The following is a 15,478-nucleotide window of genomic DNA, read 5'->3' as shown; positions in this document are numbered from 1 at the left end:
TCGCGGGCAAGCCCGCTCCTACAGTGATTTGGGGTGCTCACAAATGTTGCGTATACCCACTGAAACTGTAGGAGCTGGCTTGCCAGCGAAGGCGGCCTGTCAGGCGACATCGATGCTGGATGTGCCGGCCTCTTCGCGGGCAAGCCCGCTCCTACAGTGATTTGGGGTGCTCACAAATGTTGCGTATACCCACTGAAACTGTAGGAGCTGGCTTGCCAGCGAAGGCGGCCTGTCAGGCGACATCGATGCTGGATGTGCCGTGCTCTTCGTCGGAGCGCCGCCCGGGGCAACCCCGCTCCTACAGGTTGGGTATTGTTATCGGCCCAGCCGATTCAAACCTGCGAATTATCGATTTGTACCGCGGCCGGCGGACCGCGAGCATGGCGTCACTTCCAACAACAAAAACCAAGGAAACCGCCATGACCGCCCGATTTCACAACCCCGTGGATACCCGATTCGGCTGGGGCAGCCTCCACCAGTTGACTGAGCTGACAGACAACCAGACCGTCGCCCTCGTGACCTTTCCCGAAGCCCGTGGCCTGGGTTTGGTGGATCGCCTGCAAGACCTGCTCGGCGACCGGCTGGTGTATGTGATCGAGGATGTGCAGCCCAACCCTGACGTGGCGCAACTGCGCACGACCTACGAGCGCTTCTGGCAAGAAGCCGGCCGCTGCGACGCGGTGATCGCCGTCGGTGGCGGCAGCGCCATCGACACGGCCAAGGCGTTGATCGTTGGCACCGAATCCGGTCATTTCGATGACTTGCTCACCTTGCTCGCCAGTGCCAAACCCTTCACCCCGGCACGCAGCAAACGCCTGATCGCAGCCCCGACCACCGCCGGCACCGGCAGCGAAGTCACGCCCTGGGCGACGATCTGGGACACCGCCAGCCAGAAGAAATACTCGCTGCACCTGGAATGCACCTGGCCCACGGTGGCGATCATCGACCCGCAATTGATGCTCACAGTGCCGGCCGGCGTCACCGTTTCCACAGGCCTGGACGCGCTGTCCCACGCCCTGGAATCGATCTGGAACATCAACGCCAACCCGATTTCGGACACCTTCGCCATCTCGGCGATCGAGGACATCCTCGAATGCCTGCCGTTGTTGCGGCATGACCTGTCGAACCGGGAATTGCGCTCGCGAATGGCATTGGCCGCCCTCAAGGCCGGCATGGCGTTTTCCAACACCAAGACCGCGCTGGCCCACTCCATTTCCTATGAGATGACCTTGCGCTACGGCTTGCCTCACGGCATCGCCTGTTCCTTCAGCCTGCCGCTGGTGCTGGGGTTGGCCTGGGGTCACGACGCCGCTCGGGACAAAACCCTGCAGCGGATTTTCGGCGATGACGTCAACACCGCCCAGGCTCGCTTGCGCGCCTTCTTGCACAGCCTCGACGTGAAGACCGAGTTCACCGATTACGGCGTCAGCACTGAAGAAGCCGAAGCGATGATCGACTTCGCCCTGCAAGGCGCACGCGGCAAGAACTTCATCGGTGCACGCGCAGCCTAGGCCCTCGTGCCGACACGATACACCACAATGCCTGCGGCGAAGCGCGCCGCGACGATGTCCTGTTGCCCAGAAAAAGCGCACCCTTCGTCACACACGAGGGGATCGAATAACAAAAACAAGGAAAAGATCATGAATCGTGCTCAAGCCTTGCCGGGTCTCGCCGTACACACCGCTTCGTTTCGCGTCGCCCAGTGGCGCATGCTGCTGGCCGCCATGTTCTGTTATCTGTTCTTTTACACGGGGCGGCAAACCTTCGGTTTCGCCATCCCGGGCATTCAGGCTGAATTCGGCCTGACCAAGGAAACCCTCGGCTGGGCCTCGGCCGCCATGCTCTGGGCCTACGCCATCGGCCAGGCCATCAATGGCAACCTCGCCGACAAATTCGGCGGCCGGCGCATCATGACCCTGGGCGCCGTGCTGTCCTGTGGCGCCAACTGGGTCACCAGTTTCGCCAGCGGTTTTGCCGGACTGATTTTGCCCTGGGGCATCAACGGTTACTTCCAGGCGCTGGGTTGGGCGCCCGGCAGCCGACTGATTTCCAACTGGTGGAGCGCGGGCGAGCGCGGCAAGGTCTACGGCTTCTATGTGTTCGCTGCCGGTTGCGCGTCGATCCTGTCCTACGTGACCTCGATCGTGGTGCTGGAGGTGATGCACCTGGAGTGGCGCTGGATCTTCCGCTTGCCCGTATTGCTGATGCTGGCGGGTGGCATCATTTTCTATCTGGTGGCCCGCGAACGTCCGCAGGACATGGGTTTCGAACCGCTGGCCGACACCGGCGTGGCCAACGCCGAGGACAAGAACCACGAGGTTGCGTACGGTGAAACCGAAACCTCGGCGCAACGCTACAAAGCGGTACTGAAGAACGCTCGCCTGATCATCGCCGCTGTGTCCCTGGGTTTCCAGAACGCTGCGCGCTACGGCTTGATCGTCTGGGTGCCGGTGCACTTCCTCGGCGCCAACTGGAAAAGCGGCGACAGCATGGTCGACCCGAAATGGATCACCGTGGCGCTGCCAGTCGGCATGGCCATCGGCGCGCTGAGCAACGGCTGGATCTCGGACAAGCTGTTCGGTTCCAAGCGCTACCTGGCGATCATGCTCTACATGTTCCTCGGTGCGGCGACCAGTTTGTGGATGTGGACCCTGGCCCCCCACAGCGCAACCGGCCTGATTGCCCTGTTCCTCTGCGGTTTCTTCGTCTACGGCCCCGCTTCCAGCTTTTGGGCGCTGTGCCCCGACCTGGTGGGCGCCAAGCGCGCCGGCACCGCAACAGGCGTGATGAACTTCTCGTCTTATCTGTTCGCCGGCCTGGCGGAACCGCTGATCGGCAGTATGCTCGACAGCACCGGCAACACCTCGCTGATCTTCATCGTGGTCACCAGCGCCTGCCTGTGCAGTGCGATGGTCGCGATGTTCATCCGGCGTTGATTGCTTGAAACCAAGGCGCGACGTCTGAACAGGATCGTGTATGTACCAGTACCACAAGTGGCTACGTTCATTTCATGCGGTGGCGAAAACCGGCAGTTTCACCCTCGCCGCCGAGTACCTCAGCGTTGGCCAGCCCACGGTCAGTGAGCAGGTCAACGCCCTGGAGAAAAAGTTTTCCGTGGAACTGTTCCATCGCCGCGGCCGCTTTATCGAAATGAGTGCCGCCGGGCACCAGCTCTATGCAATCACCCAGGGCCTGTTCGGCCAGGAGGATGAAGCCGTGCAACTGCTGCAGAGTTTCAAGCAACGCAAGACCGGCATGCTGCGCCTGGGCGCCGTGTCGCCGCCAATTGCGATGAACCTGACCTACGAACTGATGCAACGCCACCCGGACATCGAACTGGAAACCTCGTTCTCGCCGGAAAAGGAAACCCTGGATCGCCTGTTCAACTTCGACATCGACGTGGCGATCCTGGCGCTTTCGGAGTTCGATGAGCGCTTTGACACGCAGCTCTACCGGCGCTACCCGATTATCGCCGTGGTCCGCGACGACCACCCATGGGCCAGCCAGAAAGAAGTGCACGTCGAGCAGATCAGTGAAGAGAAATGGGTGATGCGCGAGAAAAGCTCGCGTACTCGGCAATTGGTGGAAGAAAGCTGCAAGCGCCTGGATGTCGCCCTGAACTGCGTCATGCAGTTGAACAGCCGCGAAGCCATCGTGCATGCGATCGCCAAGGGCATCGGTATCGGCTTCGTCTCGGCGGTGGAGTACGCCGAAACGCCGGGCACCGCGCCGATCACCTTCGTCAATCACCCGTTTTCCATCGACTACCACCTGTGCTGCCTGGGCATTCGCCGCAACCGGCCGATGATCGCCGAGCTGTTCGACGCCAGCCCAACGCCAGTCATCTGATTACGTCTCACCCTCAAGCAATCCAAAGGCCTACTTCCTGACAACAGGAGGGACGGCCTGCCCACAACAAAAAATGGAGAATTACCATGAACTACCAACAACCGACCCAACTGCAAGCCGTGGTCCTGGACTGGGCCGGCACCGTCGTCGATTTCGGCTCCTTTGCCCCGACGCAGATTTTCGTCGAAGCCTTCGCTGAGTTTGGCGTAGTCGTTTCGCTGGAAGAAGCACGAGGCCCGATGGGCATGGGCAAGTGGGATCACATCCGCACCCTGTGCAATCAACCGCAGATTGCCGAACGCTACCGCGCGGTGTTTGATCGCCTGCCGACCGATGATGACGTCACCGCGCTGTACGAACGGTTCATGCCGCTGCAGATCGAGAAAATCGCCCTGCACTCGGCGCTGATTCCCGGCGCGCTGAACACCATCGATGCCTTGCGCGACAAGGGCCTGAAAATCGGCTCCTGCTCCGGTTACCCGGCGGTGGTCATGGAAAAAGTGGTCGAGCTGGCACGGCACAATGGCTATGTCGCCGACCATGTGGTCGCCACCGACGAGGTACCCAACGGCCGCCCGCATCCGGCTCAGGCCTTGGCCAACGTAATTGCCCTGGGCGTCAGCGACGTCGCGGCCTGCGTCAAGGTCGACGACACCTGGCCGGGCATTCTCGAAGGCCGCGCCGCTGGCATGTGGACGGTCGCGCTAACCTGTTCCGGCAACGCGCTGGGCCTGACCTACGAGCAATTCAAGGCATTGCCATCAGGCCAACTGGACAGCGAGCGCGCACGCATCGCCACAATGTTCCAAGGCTCGCGCCCGCACTACCTGATCGACACCATCGTCGACTTGCCGGCGGTGATCGAAGACATCAATGCGCGGCTGGCACGGGGTGAGAGGCCGCAAGCGTCCTGACCTGCGGCAAGCGGTCGCCCCATGGGGCGACCGCCATTACCTGAAAAAGTCGCTGGGCGTCCTGCCGAACTGCTTCTTGAACATCGTGGTGAACGCGCTCGGGCTGTCGTAGCCCAACTGCCCGGCGATGTCGATGATCTTCTCGCCGACGGCGATTCGTTCCAACGCCAGCAACAGGCGCGCTTGCTGGCGCCATTGGCCGAAGGTCATGCCGGTTTCCTTGCGGAACCTGCGCTGGATGGTTTTTTCGTCGAGGTTCAGCCGCGCGCTCCAGTCCGACAGGGTCGAGCCATCGCCGGGGTCACGCTGCAACAGGGTGCAGATCCTATTGATGTGTTGATCGGTCGGTTGCGGCAGGTTCAAGGGCAACGTTGGCAGAATCGTCAGTTCATCCAGGATCAGCCGCAGCACCCGGGCTTCGCGCGAGTCCGGCTCGCAGGAACTGTCGAAATCGACCGAGACCTTGATCAGTTCACTGAGTAACGCGGAAACACTCACCGCCCGGGTTTCGGCGGGCAAATCCGGGCTCGCGTCAGGGTCCACAAACACGCTGCGCATCTTGATCGGCCCCACACAGCGAATCGAGTGCACTTCACCGCTCGGCATCCAGATGCCTCGGCTCGGCGGCACCGTCCACTGACTCTGCGCCGAGTGCACCACCATCACACCTTCGATGGCGTAGATCAGTTGATGCTTCTCATGGGAATGCGGGGCGATGAACCAGTTTTCCGGGTAGTCGGTCGCACTGCTGCGCACGTTCCAACCGCCCTGATCGATCTCCGCGAGAAATGTCTGCAATGGTTTGATCATGTCGCCCTTTTTGCGATGGCCTGTGCCCGAGTTGCGCGAGACGGGCGCCCTTGAGGCCCCTAGGATAACGCCTAACCCTGAAATTGGCTGCGCCTTGCGTTCGCAGTTCGTGTTTTTATCCGGAAGATCGCCCATGTCGACCACCACCCTCAGTTCACCCTCACCCACCGCGTCGGTGGCCAGCCAGGCCAGCCCCTTGGTCATGCGCGTCATCGGCGCCTGTGCACTGGCGCACCTGATCAACGATCTGATCCAGGCCGTGTTGCCGTCGATCTACCCGATGCTCAAGGCCAGCTATGGCCTGAGCTTCACCCAGGTCGGGCTGATCACCCTGACCTTCCAGCTCACGGCCTCATTGCTGCAACCGTGGATCGGTTTCTACACCGACCGCCATCCCAAACCATGGTTGCTGCCGGCGGGCATGGTCTGCACCCTGATCGGTATTCTGATGCTGTCGATGGTCGGCAGCTTCCCGGCGATTCTCGTAGCCTCGGCGCTGGTGGGTGTCGGTTCGTCGACCTTTCACCCCGAAACCTCGCGTGTGGCACGGCTGGCTTCGGGTGGCCGCTATGGTTTGGCGCAATCGACCTTCCAGGTCGGCGGCAACGCCGGCAGCGCCTTCGGCCCGTTGCTGGCCGCCGCGATCATCATTCCCTACGGCCAGGGCAACGTCGCCTGGTTCGGCCTGTTCGCGGTGTTCGCCATCCTCGTTCAATACGGCCTGAGCCGCTGGTACCGCAACCACCTGAACTTGTTCAAGCTCAAGCAAGGCAGCAAGGCCGCCCACGGCCTGTCGAAACGCCGAGTGACCTTCGCCCTGGTGGTGCTGGCGATGCTGGTGTTCTCGAAATACTTCTACATGGCCAGCTTCACCAGTTACTTCACCTTCTACCTGATCGAGAAATTCGACCTGTCGGTGGCCAGTTCGCAGCTGTATCTGTTCCTGTTTCTGGGCGCCGTCGCAGCGGGTACCTTTTTTGGCGGGCCGATTGGTGATCGCATCGGCCGCAAGCGAGTGATCTGGTTTTCGATCCTCGGCGCCGCGCCCTTCACCCTCGCCCTGCCCTACGTCGACCTGTTCTGGACGGGCGTGCTGAGCATGATCATCGGCTTCATCCTCGCGTCGGCCTTCTCGGCCATCGTGGTCTTCGCCCAGGAACTGGTGCCGGGCAACGTCGGCATGATTGCCGGGGTGTTCTTCGGCCTGATGTTCGGTTTCGGCGGGATTGGAGCGGCGTTGCTCGGGCACCTGGCGGATATCCATGGCATTGAGTACGTGTACACGTTGTGTTCGTACCTGCCGCTGCTGGGGGTTTTGACGATTGTGTTGCCGTCGACCCGACGTGCTGACTGAAGGGTTCAGCCGATCACTTTTGCTACCCGTCCTGTAGCACTCGGTAACACCCGGCCCTGTTGCGGTGCGTCTTTTCCACGACGCACCGCCACCAGCCCCACGCCATACGGGCAAACCTGCCATGGCGTACTTTGTGCATCCTCAGGCCATCCTCTTCTGCCTGTAGCCACCATGCGCCCCAAGGAACTGAAACTCTGGACCACCGGTGTTGCCCACCTGCTCGACCTGCCTGCCGGGCATGGGCGACTGTCGGGGTTGAGCCATTGGCTTCGGCAAATCTGCCCGGTCGATCATTTCGTGTTGTTCGTCTACGAGGGCAATCACCGGCCACTGGCGTTGTTCGACACGTTCTCGGCGGACAAGCGGGCGGTGTATGTCGATGACTACCAGTGCGGGCCTTACCTGCTCGATCCGTTCTACCTCGCGTGTACACGCGGGCAGGCGCCGGGGCTGTGGCGTTTGCGCCAGTTTGCGCCGGACCACTTCTACCTCGGCGAGTACTTCCTGACCTATTACCAGCAAACCGGACTGGCCGAGGAAGTGGCGTTTTTCGTCGACCTCGGCAACGGCGCCACGGCGGTGCTGTCGCTGATGCGCTCCAGCGCCAGTTGCGCCTTCAGCCGGGATGAAATGCAACTGGTCGAGTGCGCGCAGGCAGTGGTCGAGCAAGTCATCAATGAAGCCTGGCGCTTGCGTCAAGCCCAGGAGCCGCGCCCGGCGCAAGACCTGGACTTCAAGATTCGCGAAGCGTTCGACCAGTTCGGCGCGCACATCCTCACCGGGCGTGAGCAGGAAATTGTGCAGTTGTTATTGCGCGGCCACTCCAGTGCTTCGGTGGCCGAACAATTGAACATCAGCCCCGGCACGGTGAAGATTCATCGCAAGAATATTTACGCGAAGTTGGGGATTGGCAGCCAGTCGGAATTGCTGGGGTTGTTTATTCGCGAGTTGACCGAGGATCCGTTGCAGTCGCCTGGCCTCAGGCTGCAAGCCTGATGCCCATCGGTTATCCGCCCACCTGTAGGAGCTGCCTTGCCAGCGAATGTGGTTATCCAGCCGACAAACGAGTTGCCTGACACACCGCTTTCGCTGGCAAGCCAGCTCCTACAGGTTGATCGGTGATCGTTGGCCATGACATTGGCCGACGCCAGGGATTCGCAGGCGTGCACCAGCAAGGTTTCGGTACTGAGTTCGGGATTGACGATGAACATGCTACTTGGTGTACGCGGCGTGGCCTTGATGCCGGGGCCGCACAAGCCGGCGGATTCTGGCGTACCTGTAGGCAACGGCGCAAGGTGGTGTAGCCTTCGCGAAGTAACTCCGGGTGTCTTTAAACACGCATCTGCATTTTGCAGGAGCGAACCTGCTCGCGATGGACGTTAACGAATACGCATGATGACTGGCTGAAAGCAGCGCTCGCGAGCAGGCTCGCCCCTACAACAAGCTGTTCCTATCCCCCAAGGGATATATACACCCCAAAACCCCCATTGCTAATTTGGCCCCCGGCGCACTGATTCATCACTGCAAGGGAGCCCACCTCGTGAACGACACCCCGCCAAGCGATATCGAATTTTGCAATGTGGTCAAACGCTATGGTGAGGTACAGGCCGTCAGCGGTCTGAATTTCGCGGTGCGACGTGGCTCGTTTCATTCCTTTCTCGGTGGTTCTGGCTGTGGCAAGACCACCACCCTGCGCATGATTGCCGGTTTCGAACAGCCCACCAGCGGTGAGGTGCGCCTGGCCGGCAAAAGCGTGGCAGGCGTGCCGGCGTTCGAGCGACCGGTGAACATGGTGTTCCAGCATTACGCGCTGTTCCCGCACCTGACCGTGGCGCAGAACATTGCCTACGGCCTGCGCTATCGCAATCCGCGCCCGGACAAAAAACAGCAACTGCGCATGGCCGATGAAGCACTGGAGATGGTCCGCCTGAGTGGCTTCGGCCAGCGCAAGCCGAGCGAATTGTCTGGCGGCCAGCAACAGCGCGTCGCCCTCGCCCGCGCCTTGGTCAACAAGCCGACGGTGTTGCTGCTCGACGAGCCACTGGCCGCGCTGGATCGCAAGCTGCGCAAGGAAATGCAATCGGAATTGCTGCGCCTGCAACGGGAAGTCGGCATCACCTTCGTGTTGGTCACCCACGACCAGGAAGAAGCCCTTTCGATGAGCGACAGCATCAGCGTGATGCACAACGGCTCGATCATCCAGACCGCCACCCCGGAACAGCTTTACGAAGCGCCCGCCAGCCGCTACGTGGCGGACTTTATTGGCGAGTCCAACCTGTTCGACGGCACCGTGCGCCAGCTCAACGGCAACTCAGTGGTGCTGCGCACCGAGCAAGGGCTGGAACTGACCAGCCCGCTGACACCCACCGGCAAAGGCCTCAGCGCCAACGTCGCCGGGTGCATTGCGGTGCGGCCGGAGCTGATCAGCATCGCCAGCGCCAATGTCGAGATGACCCGCGAAGTGAAACTGCCGGGTTGTGTCGAAGATCGCATCTATTTGGGCAATTCCACCGAGTACCGCGTGCGCACCCAGGCCTTTGGCGTGGTCTGCGTGCGGGTACCGCGCCAGCAGGATCACGGCGCCAATGCATTCGAACACGGCGCAGCGGTTCGCGTCGGCTGGGATCACGCCAATGGGTTGGCCATGGCGTTGTAAATCATCGATTCGTTTCATCAACCGGATGGGGAGCGTGCTATGGACCAGAAGACCTTTATAAAAACCCTGCGCAGCTGGCAGAACGGCTCGATCAGCCGCCGCGAGTTCCTTGGTCGCACCGGCCTCGGTATCGCCGCCGCCGTGGTCGCCACCAACATGCCGGGTCTGTTGACTTCCACGGCTGAGGCCGCTGAGCAAGCCAAGCTCGGTGATCGCCTGTCGTTGGCGACCTGGCCGAACTACCACAGCCAGGAAAACCTCGACACCTTCGCCAAGACCACCGGCGCCCGGGTGTCGATGAGCGTGTTCGGTTCCAACGAAGAAATGCTCGCCAAGTTGCAGGCCGGCGGCAGTGGCTGGGACGTGCTGGTGCCGACCAACTACACCATCAGCACCTACGTCGGCCTGGGCCTGATCGAGCCGCTGGACCTGTCGCGCATTCCGAACTTCGACGCCTCGGCGTTCCAGCAGAAGTTCATGGCCCAGGGCACGGTGGACGGCAAGGTCTACGCGGTGCCGAAAAACTGGGGCACCACCGGCATGCTCTACGACACCGGCAAGCTGAAAAACGGCCCGACCAGTTGGAAGGAATTCTGGGCCGCCGCCCAAGGCCCGGCCAGTGGTCGAACGATGGTTCACGACTACCAGCTGACTGCCATCGGCAACGCCCTGAAAAGCTTCGGCTACAGCTTCAATTCCCTGGACCCGAAAGAACTGGCCGACGCCGAGAAACTGCTGATCGAGGTCAAGCCGCACCTGTTCGCGATCAACTCCGACATCCAGCCATCGATGCGCAGCGGCGATGCCTGGCTGGCGATGTCGTGGACCGGCGACGCCTCGCAACTGCACCGTGACAACGCGCAAATGCAGTTCGAACTGGGCAAGGAAGGTGGCGAACTGTGGAGCGATTTCTTCGCGATTCCGAAAAGCTCGGCGCACAAAGACGCCGCCTACGCGTTCATCAATTACCTGCTCGACCCGCAGCACAACAAGTTGGAAGTGCTGAGCCACGGCTACCCGAGCGGTGACAAGCGTGTCGACGCGCTGCTGCCGGTGGCGATGCTCAACGACCCGATCATGTACCCGGCCGCCGAGGCCCTGAGTCCGCTGGAATTCGGTGCCGCCGCAACGCTGACCAGCCCGGCCCGCGCCGAACTGATGGCGCGTTTCAAGTCCGCCTGATCGCCTGACCATGGCCAATGAGGAGTCACCCATGAATGCCGCCGCCCACCCGCAAACGGTGCAGCCGGGCCATGCCCTGTCGGTCGAGGTTCGCCAGCGGCGCAGTCTCGGCCGGCGCATCACGTTGCTGATGCTCTTGCCTTCGACCCTGTGGTTCCTGCTGCTGTTGTTGATGCCGCTGGTGATCATCCTGGTTTTCAGTTTCGGCGAGCGCAGCGCCGTGGGCGGTTACGCCGGTGGCTTCACGTTGGCCAACTACCTGAACCTCGGCTCTCGCGGCGCGGCGTTCAGCAACACGCTGATGCTCGCGCCGCTGGGCACCCTGGTGTGCCTGGTAGCGGCGTATCCGCTGGCGTACTTCCTGGCGGTCAAGGTCAGCAAAAACCGTTCGCTGTTGCTGACCCTGGTGATCGTGCCGTTCTGGACCAGTTTCCTGATCCGCACCTACGCCTGGATTTTCATCCTCAGCGGCAAGTGCATTCCGGCGTTGCTGGCCAGCCTCGGACTTGAAGATGTGCGGCTGATCAACACGCCGTGGGCGGTGCTGATCGGCATTGTCTACGGCTACCTGCCGCTGATGGTGTTCCCGATCTACGTCAGCCTGGAAAAACTCGACAAGCGCCTGCTCGAAGCCTCGGCGGACCTGGGTGCCAGTGCCTTTGAAAGCTTGCGGCGGATCACCCTGCCGCTGTCGGCACCGGGGATCATCACTGGGGTGATGCTGGTGTTCATCCTGTTGATGGGCGAGTTCCTGATCCCGGCCATTCTCGGTGGCGGCAAGGTGTTCTTTGTCGGCAACGCGCTGGTCGACCTGTTCCTGCAATCGCGCAATTGGCCCTTCGGCAGTGCGCTGGCCATGACGTTGGTGGCGATGATGCTGCTGATCATCGGCGTGTACTTGAAACTGGTGGCGCGCTACGGCGGCCGCCCTGCCGACGGAGGGCTGTGACATGTGGCTGCGCAGTTATTCGACCTCGCTGTACCTGTTCCTCTATGCGCCGATTGCCCTGATCGTGCTGTTCAGCTTCAACGCCGGGCGCAGTGGCCTGGCGTTCCAGTGCTGCTCGGTGCAATGGTTCGGCACCGCGTTCGGCAACCCGTTCATCATGGAGGCCTTGGGCAACAGCGCGCTGATTGCCTTGAGCTCGGCAGTGATTGCCACGCTGTTCGGCACCCTGGCGGTATTCGGCTTGCAGCGCTGCGGCGCCAAAGTGCGCCTGCTGTTCGATGCCCTGACTTACTGTGCGATCATCGTGCCGGGCATCGTCATCGGCATCTCGACGCTGATTGCCTTCATCAGTCTGTTCGACCTGATCAACCCTGTGCTGGCGAGCTGGTTGCCGACGGTGCCCACGTTGAACATGGGCTTCTTCACGGTGATCGCCGCTCACTCGCTGTTCACCATGGCCCTGGTGATGGTGATCGTGCGCAGCCGCGTCGACTCGCTGGACAAGGCCTTGCTCGAAGCTTCTGCGGATCTCTACGCGCCGCCGATGGATACCTTCTGGCGGGTGACCCTGCCGCAGATCAGCCCGGCGATCATGGCCGGGTTCCTGCTGGCGTTCACCTTCAGCTTTGACGATTTCATCATCGCGTTCTTCGTCGCTGGCTCGGAAACCACGTTGCCGATCTACATCTTTTCCTCCATCCGCCGCGGCGTGACGCCAGAGATCAACGCAATTTCCACGGTGATCATTTGCGTGTCGCTGGCCCTGCTGTTCACTTCCCGCCATCTGCAAAACCGCCGCACCGGCGTCCAGGAGTCGCACCATGCGTGATCAGCTCTACATCAACGGCGAATGGGTCAGCCCGGACCTGGGCGGTTATCTGGATGTGATCGATCCGGCCACCGAGCAAGCCTTCCACCGCGTGGCGGCGGGTACTGAAGAAGACGTCGACCATGGCGTACGCGCGGCCCGTCGCGCCTTCGACAATGGCTGGGGCCAGACCAGCGGCGCCGAGCGTGCGCAGTGGCTGGAGGCGCTGGCCGATGAGCTGGAAAGTGGCCAACAGGCGTTGGCGGAACTGGAAGTGCGCGACAACGGCAAGCCCCTACCGGAAGCGCAGTGGGACATTGGCGATGCCATCGGTTGCTTTCGTTACTACGCCGGGTTGGCCCGTGATTTGGACCAACAGCAGGATCAGCCGCTGGCCTTGCCGGACGCGCGTTTTCGCTGCCGCATCCGCCACGAGCCGATTGGTGTCGCCGGGCAGATCATCCCCTGGAACTACCCGCTGCTGATGGCCGCGTGGAAGGTCGCGCCAGCCTTGGCCGCCGGAGCGACAGTGGTGTTGAAACCGTCCGAGCTGACGCCGATGACAGCACTGGAACTGGCCGCTGCTGCCGACCGCATCGGCCTGCCAGCCGGGGTGTTGAACGTGGTCACGGGCCTTGGTGTCGACGCCGGCGGCCCGCTCACCGAGCATCCGGGCGTGGACAAGCTGGCCTTCACCGGCAGCGTGCCGACCGGGGCGAAAATCATGTCCGCGGCGGCGCGGGACATCAAGAACATCAGCCTGGAATTGGGCGGCAAGTCTGCGTTCATCGTGTTCGATGACGCCGATGTCGACGCCGCGGTGGAGTGGATTTTGTTCGGGATTTTCTGGAATCAGGGCCAGGTGTGCAGCGCGACGTCACGCCTGTTGGTGCAGGAATCCATCGCTGCGCGTCTGATCGAACGGCTGGTGGAGGTAACCCGCAAGATCAGCATCGGCCCCGGCATGCAGCCCGGTGTGTTGCTCGGGCCGCTGGTGAGCCAGGGCCAGTACGACAAGGTGTTGGGTTTTGTCGACCAAGGCCTGGCCAGCGGCGCCCGTTTGCTCACCGGCGGACGGCGACCGGCGCATTTGAGCGAAGGTTACTTCGTCGAACCGGCGATTTTCGATGAACCGGAGCACAACAGCATTCTGTGGCGCGAAGAAGTGTTCGGCCCGGTGTTGTGCATCAAGCGCTTCAAGACCGAAGAGCAAGCGGTGCAAATGGCTAATGCCAGTCGCTTCGGCCTCGCCGCTGCGGTGATGAGCGCCGATCTGCAGCGCACCGCACGGGTCGCCAACCAGCTGCGCGCCGGGATCGTCTGGGTCAACTGCTCGCAACCGACCTTCGTCGAAGCGCCTTGGGGTGGCATGAAACACAGCGGCATCGGCCGCGAACTCGGGCAATGGGGGATGCACAATTATCTGGAGGTGAAACAGGTCACCGAGTACATCAGCGACCAGCCTTGGGGCTGGTACCTGTAGGCCCTGGCTTGCCAGCGAACAGCCCGGCACATCCAGCATTGATGGCGCCTGACACACCGCTTTCGCTGGCAAGCCAGCTCCTACAAGGAATTTGGCGAAACTCACCATGCTGGCATCACCACAAAAACTGTAGGGGTTGGCGAGTGCCGTTTGCCTTGGGCATGCTGGTGATTCCGGTCGGCATCTACATCCGCCGCCACCTCAAGTGCTGGTGTTGATTACCGTGCCGACCCTGGTGTTGATCACTGACCTGTTCCCAAGGGCAATACGTGCCACAGGGGAGCCAGCCACGGGTGCGCCTGCATTTTCAAGTATCCGGCGGCGCGCCCAATGGAACGCCCATGACCCGCTACACTCTCTTCGCTGCGCCGCTGTACCCCAGCGGCTTCAACCCTGACTTCTGATCTGGAGGTATCCCATGAGCGATAGCAGCGTACTCACTACTTTTACCGGCTGGGCCGCCACGGCAGCCGGCGCGCCACTGGAACGCTACAGCTATGACCCAGGCGCCTTGGGCAGTGCTGAAGTGGAAGTCGCCGTGGAATATTGCGGCGTCTGCCATTCCGACCAGTCGCTGATCGATAACGATTGGGGCATCAGCCAATACCCGTTCATTCCAGGCCACGAGGTGGTCGGCCGTATCGTGCGAATGGGCGATCAGGTGCGCGGCCTGGAGATGGGGCAACGGGTGGGCATCGGTTGGTACAAAGGCAGTTGCATGCACTGTTCGTCGTGCATCGAAGGCTCGCACAACCTGTGTCGCACCGTGCAACCAACCATCATCGGCAGCAACGGTGGCTTTGCCGACCGTGTCCGCTCGCACTGGGCCTGGGCGTTGCCGATTCCGGCCGGGCTCGATCCGGCGCTGGCCGGACCGTTGTTCTGTGCAGGTTCCACCGTGTTCAACCCGTTGGTGGAGTTCGGCATCAAGCCCACCGATCGGGTCGGCGTGGTGGGCATTGGCGGTCTCGGTCACCTGGCGCTGCGTTTTCTCAATGCCTGGGGCTGCGAAGTCACCGCGTTCACTTCATCACTGAGCAAGCAGGACGAAGCCAAGCGCCTGGGCGCCCACAAGGTGGTGGCCTCGACCGATTCCAATGCGCTCAAGGCGATTGCCGGGACCCTGGATTTCCTGCTGATCACCGCCAACGCCAACCTCGACTGGAGCGCCATGCTCGCCACCCTGCGCGGCAAAGGGCGCCTGCACTTTGTGGGGATCGTGCCCGACGCGATTCCGATGCACGTGTTCGAGTTGATTCCCCAGCAAAAAACCCTGTCCGCCTCACCGGTTGGCTCACCCGCCAACACTGCGACCATGCTCGAGTTCTGCGCACGCCACCAGATCGTGCCGCAGGTCGAGATGTTTCCCATGAGCCGGATCAACGAGGCTGTCGATCACTTGCGCAGCGGCAAGGCGCGCTACCGAGTGGTGCTGGACGCCAGCCAGTGACCGTTAACGCATGAAAAAAAGGG

At 61.8% G+C, this 15,478-nt stretch carries 13 protein-coding genes and 1 pseudogene; 12 read left to right on the top strand and 2 right to left on the bottom strand.

Annotated features, from left to right (window positions below):
• Positions 1–419: 419 nt before the first annotated feature.
• The 4 genes from psrA (at position 420) to phnX (ending at position 4,763) form a co-directional block, all read left to right on the top strand.
• Positions 420–1,511 carry an iron-containing alcohol dehydrogenase PsrA gene (gene psrA / locus J1D76_RS23680; RefSeq protein ID WP_421140754.1) on the top strand — a complete coding sequence of 364 codons (1,092 nt, stop codon included), beginning with the start codon at positions 420–422 and terminating at the stop codon, positions 1,509–1,511.
• 129 nt (positions 1,512–1,640) lie between these two features.
• Positions 1,641–2,936 (top strand): MFS transporter, encoded by a 1,296-nt coding sequence (locus J1D76_RS23675; RefSeq protein WP_421140753.1) that lies wholly within the window; start codon positions 1,641–1,643, stop codon positions 2,934–2,936.
• A 40-nt stretch (positions 2,937–2,976) separates the two neighbouring features.
• Positions 2,977–3,849, top strand: coding sequence for a LysR substrate-binding domain-containing protein (locus tag J1D76_RS23670; RefSeq protein ID WP_421140752.1), 873 nt, complete (start codon positions 2,977–2,979; stop codon positions 3,847–3,849).
• 86 nt (positions 3,850–3,935) lie between these two features.
• Complete coding sequence (gene phnX / locus J1D76_RS23665; protein ID WP_421140751.1) at positions 3,936–4,763, top strand: phosphonoacetaldehyde hydrolase; 828 nt, start codon at positions 3,936–3,938, stop codon at positions 4,761–4,763.
• A 36-nt stretch (positions 4,764–4,799) separates the two neighbouring features.
• On the opposite strand, the gene J1D76_RS23660 is transcribed toward phnX, so the two are convergent.
• Positions 4,800–5,573, bottom strand: coding sequence for an AraC family transcriptional regulator (locus J1D76_RS23660; protein WP_421140750.1), 774 nt, complete (start codon positions 5,571–5,573; stop codon positions 4,800–4,802).
• A 133-nt stretch (positions 5,574–5,706) separates the two neighbouring features.
• On the opposite strand from J1D76_RS23660, the gene J1D76_RS23655 reads away from it, so the two are divergent.
• Complete coding sequence (locus J1D76_RS23655) at positions 5,707–6,927, top strand: MFS transporter (protein ID WP_421140749.1); 1,221 nt, start codon at positions 5,707–5,709, stop codon at positions 6,925–6,927.
• Between the two features lie 171 nt (positions 6,928–7,098).
• Positions 7,099–7,923 (top strand): response regulator transcription factor, encoded by an 825-nt coding sequence (locus J1D76_RS23650; protein WP_421140748.1) that lies wholly within the window; start codon positions 7,099–7,101, stop codon positions 7,921–7,923.
• 125 nt (positions 7,924–8,048) lie between these two features.
• Here the strand turns inward: J1D76_RS23650 and J1D76_RS23645 are convergent.
• Positions 8,049–8,213 (bottom strand): annotated as a pseudogene (locus tag J1D76_RS23645) (DUF6124 family protein); the annotation flags it as partial.
• Between the two features lie 254 nt (positions 8,214–8,467).
• Here J1D76_RS23645 and J1D76_RS23640 point away from each other — a divergent pair.
• From J1D76_RS23640 to ahr, 6 genes are all read left to right on the top strand, one after another.
• A complete protein-coding gene (locus J1D76_RS23640; protein WP_421140747.1) occupies positions 8,468–9,583 on the top strand; it encodes an ABC transporter ATP-binding protein in 1,116 nt (371 codons plus the stop codon).
• 39 nt (positions 9,584–9,622) lie between these two features.
• Complete coding sequence (locus tag J1D76_RS23635; RefSeq protein WP_421140746.1) at positions 9,623–10,765, top strand: ABC transporter substrate-binding protein; 1,143 nt, start codon at positions 9,623–9,625, stop codon at positions 10,763–10,765.
• A 31-nt stretch (positions 10,766–10,796) separates the two neighbouring features.
• Complete coding sequence (locus J1D76_RS23630) at positions 10,797–11,714, top strand: ABC transporter permease (protein WP_421140745.1); 918 nt, start codon at positions 10,797–10,799, stop codon at positions 11,712–11,714.
• A 1-nt stretch (position 11,715) separates the two neighbouring features.
• Positions 11,716–12,543, top strand: coding sequence for an ABC transporter permease (locus J1D76_RS23625; RefSeq protein ID WP_421140744.1), 828 nt, complete (start codon positions 11,716–11,718; stop codon positions 12,541–12,543).
• Entirely contained in the window at positions 12,536–14,005 is a 1,470-nt protein-coding gene (locus J1D76_RS23620) for an aldehyde dehydrogenase family protein (protein ID WP_421140743.1), read from the top strand. Before J1D76_RS23625 ends, J1D76_RS23620 begins: the two co-directional genes overlap by 8 nt.
• 418 nt (positions 14,006–14,423) lie before the next feature.
• Positions 14,424–15,455, top strand: coding sequence for an NADPH-dependent aldehyde reductase Ahr (gene ahr, locus J1D76_RS23615; protein ID WP_421140742.1), 1,032 nt, complete (start codon positions 14,424–14,426; stop codon positions 15,453–15,455).
• The last annotated feature ends 23 nt before the right edge of the window (positions 15,456–15,478 follow it).

Origin of the sequence: Pseudomonas sp. NFX15, assembly GCF_049132105.1 — a bacterium.
Lineage (GTDB): Bacteria > Pseudomonadota > Gammaproteobacteria > Pseudomonadales > Pseudomonadaceae > Aquipseudomonas.
The sequence above is the reverse complement of the archived record's forward strand: the minus strand, read 5'-3'. Positions and strand labels throughout refer to the sequence as shown.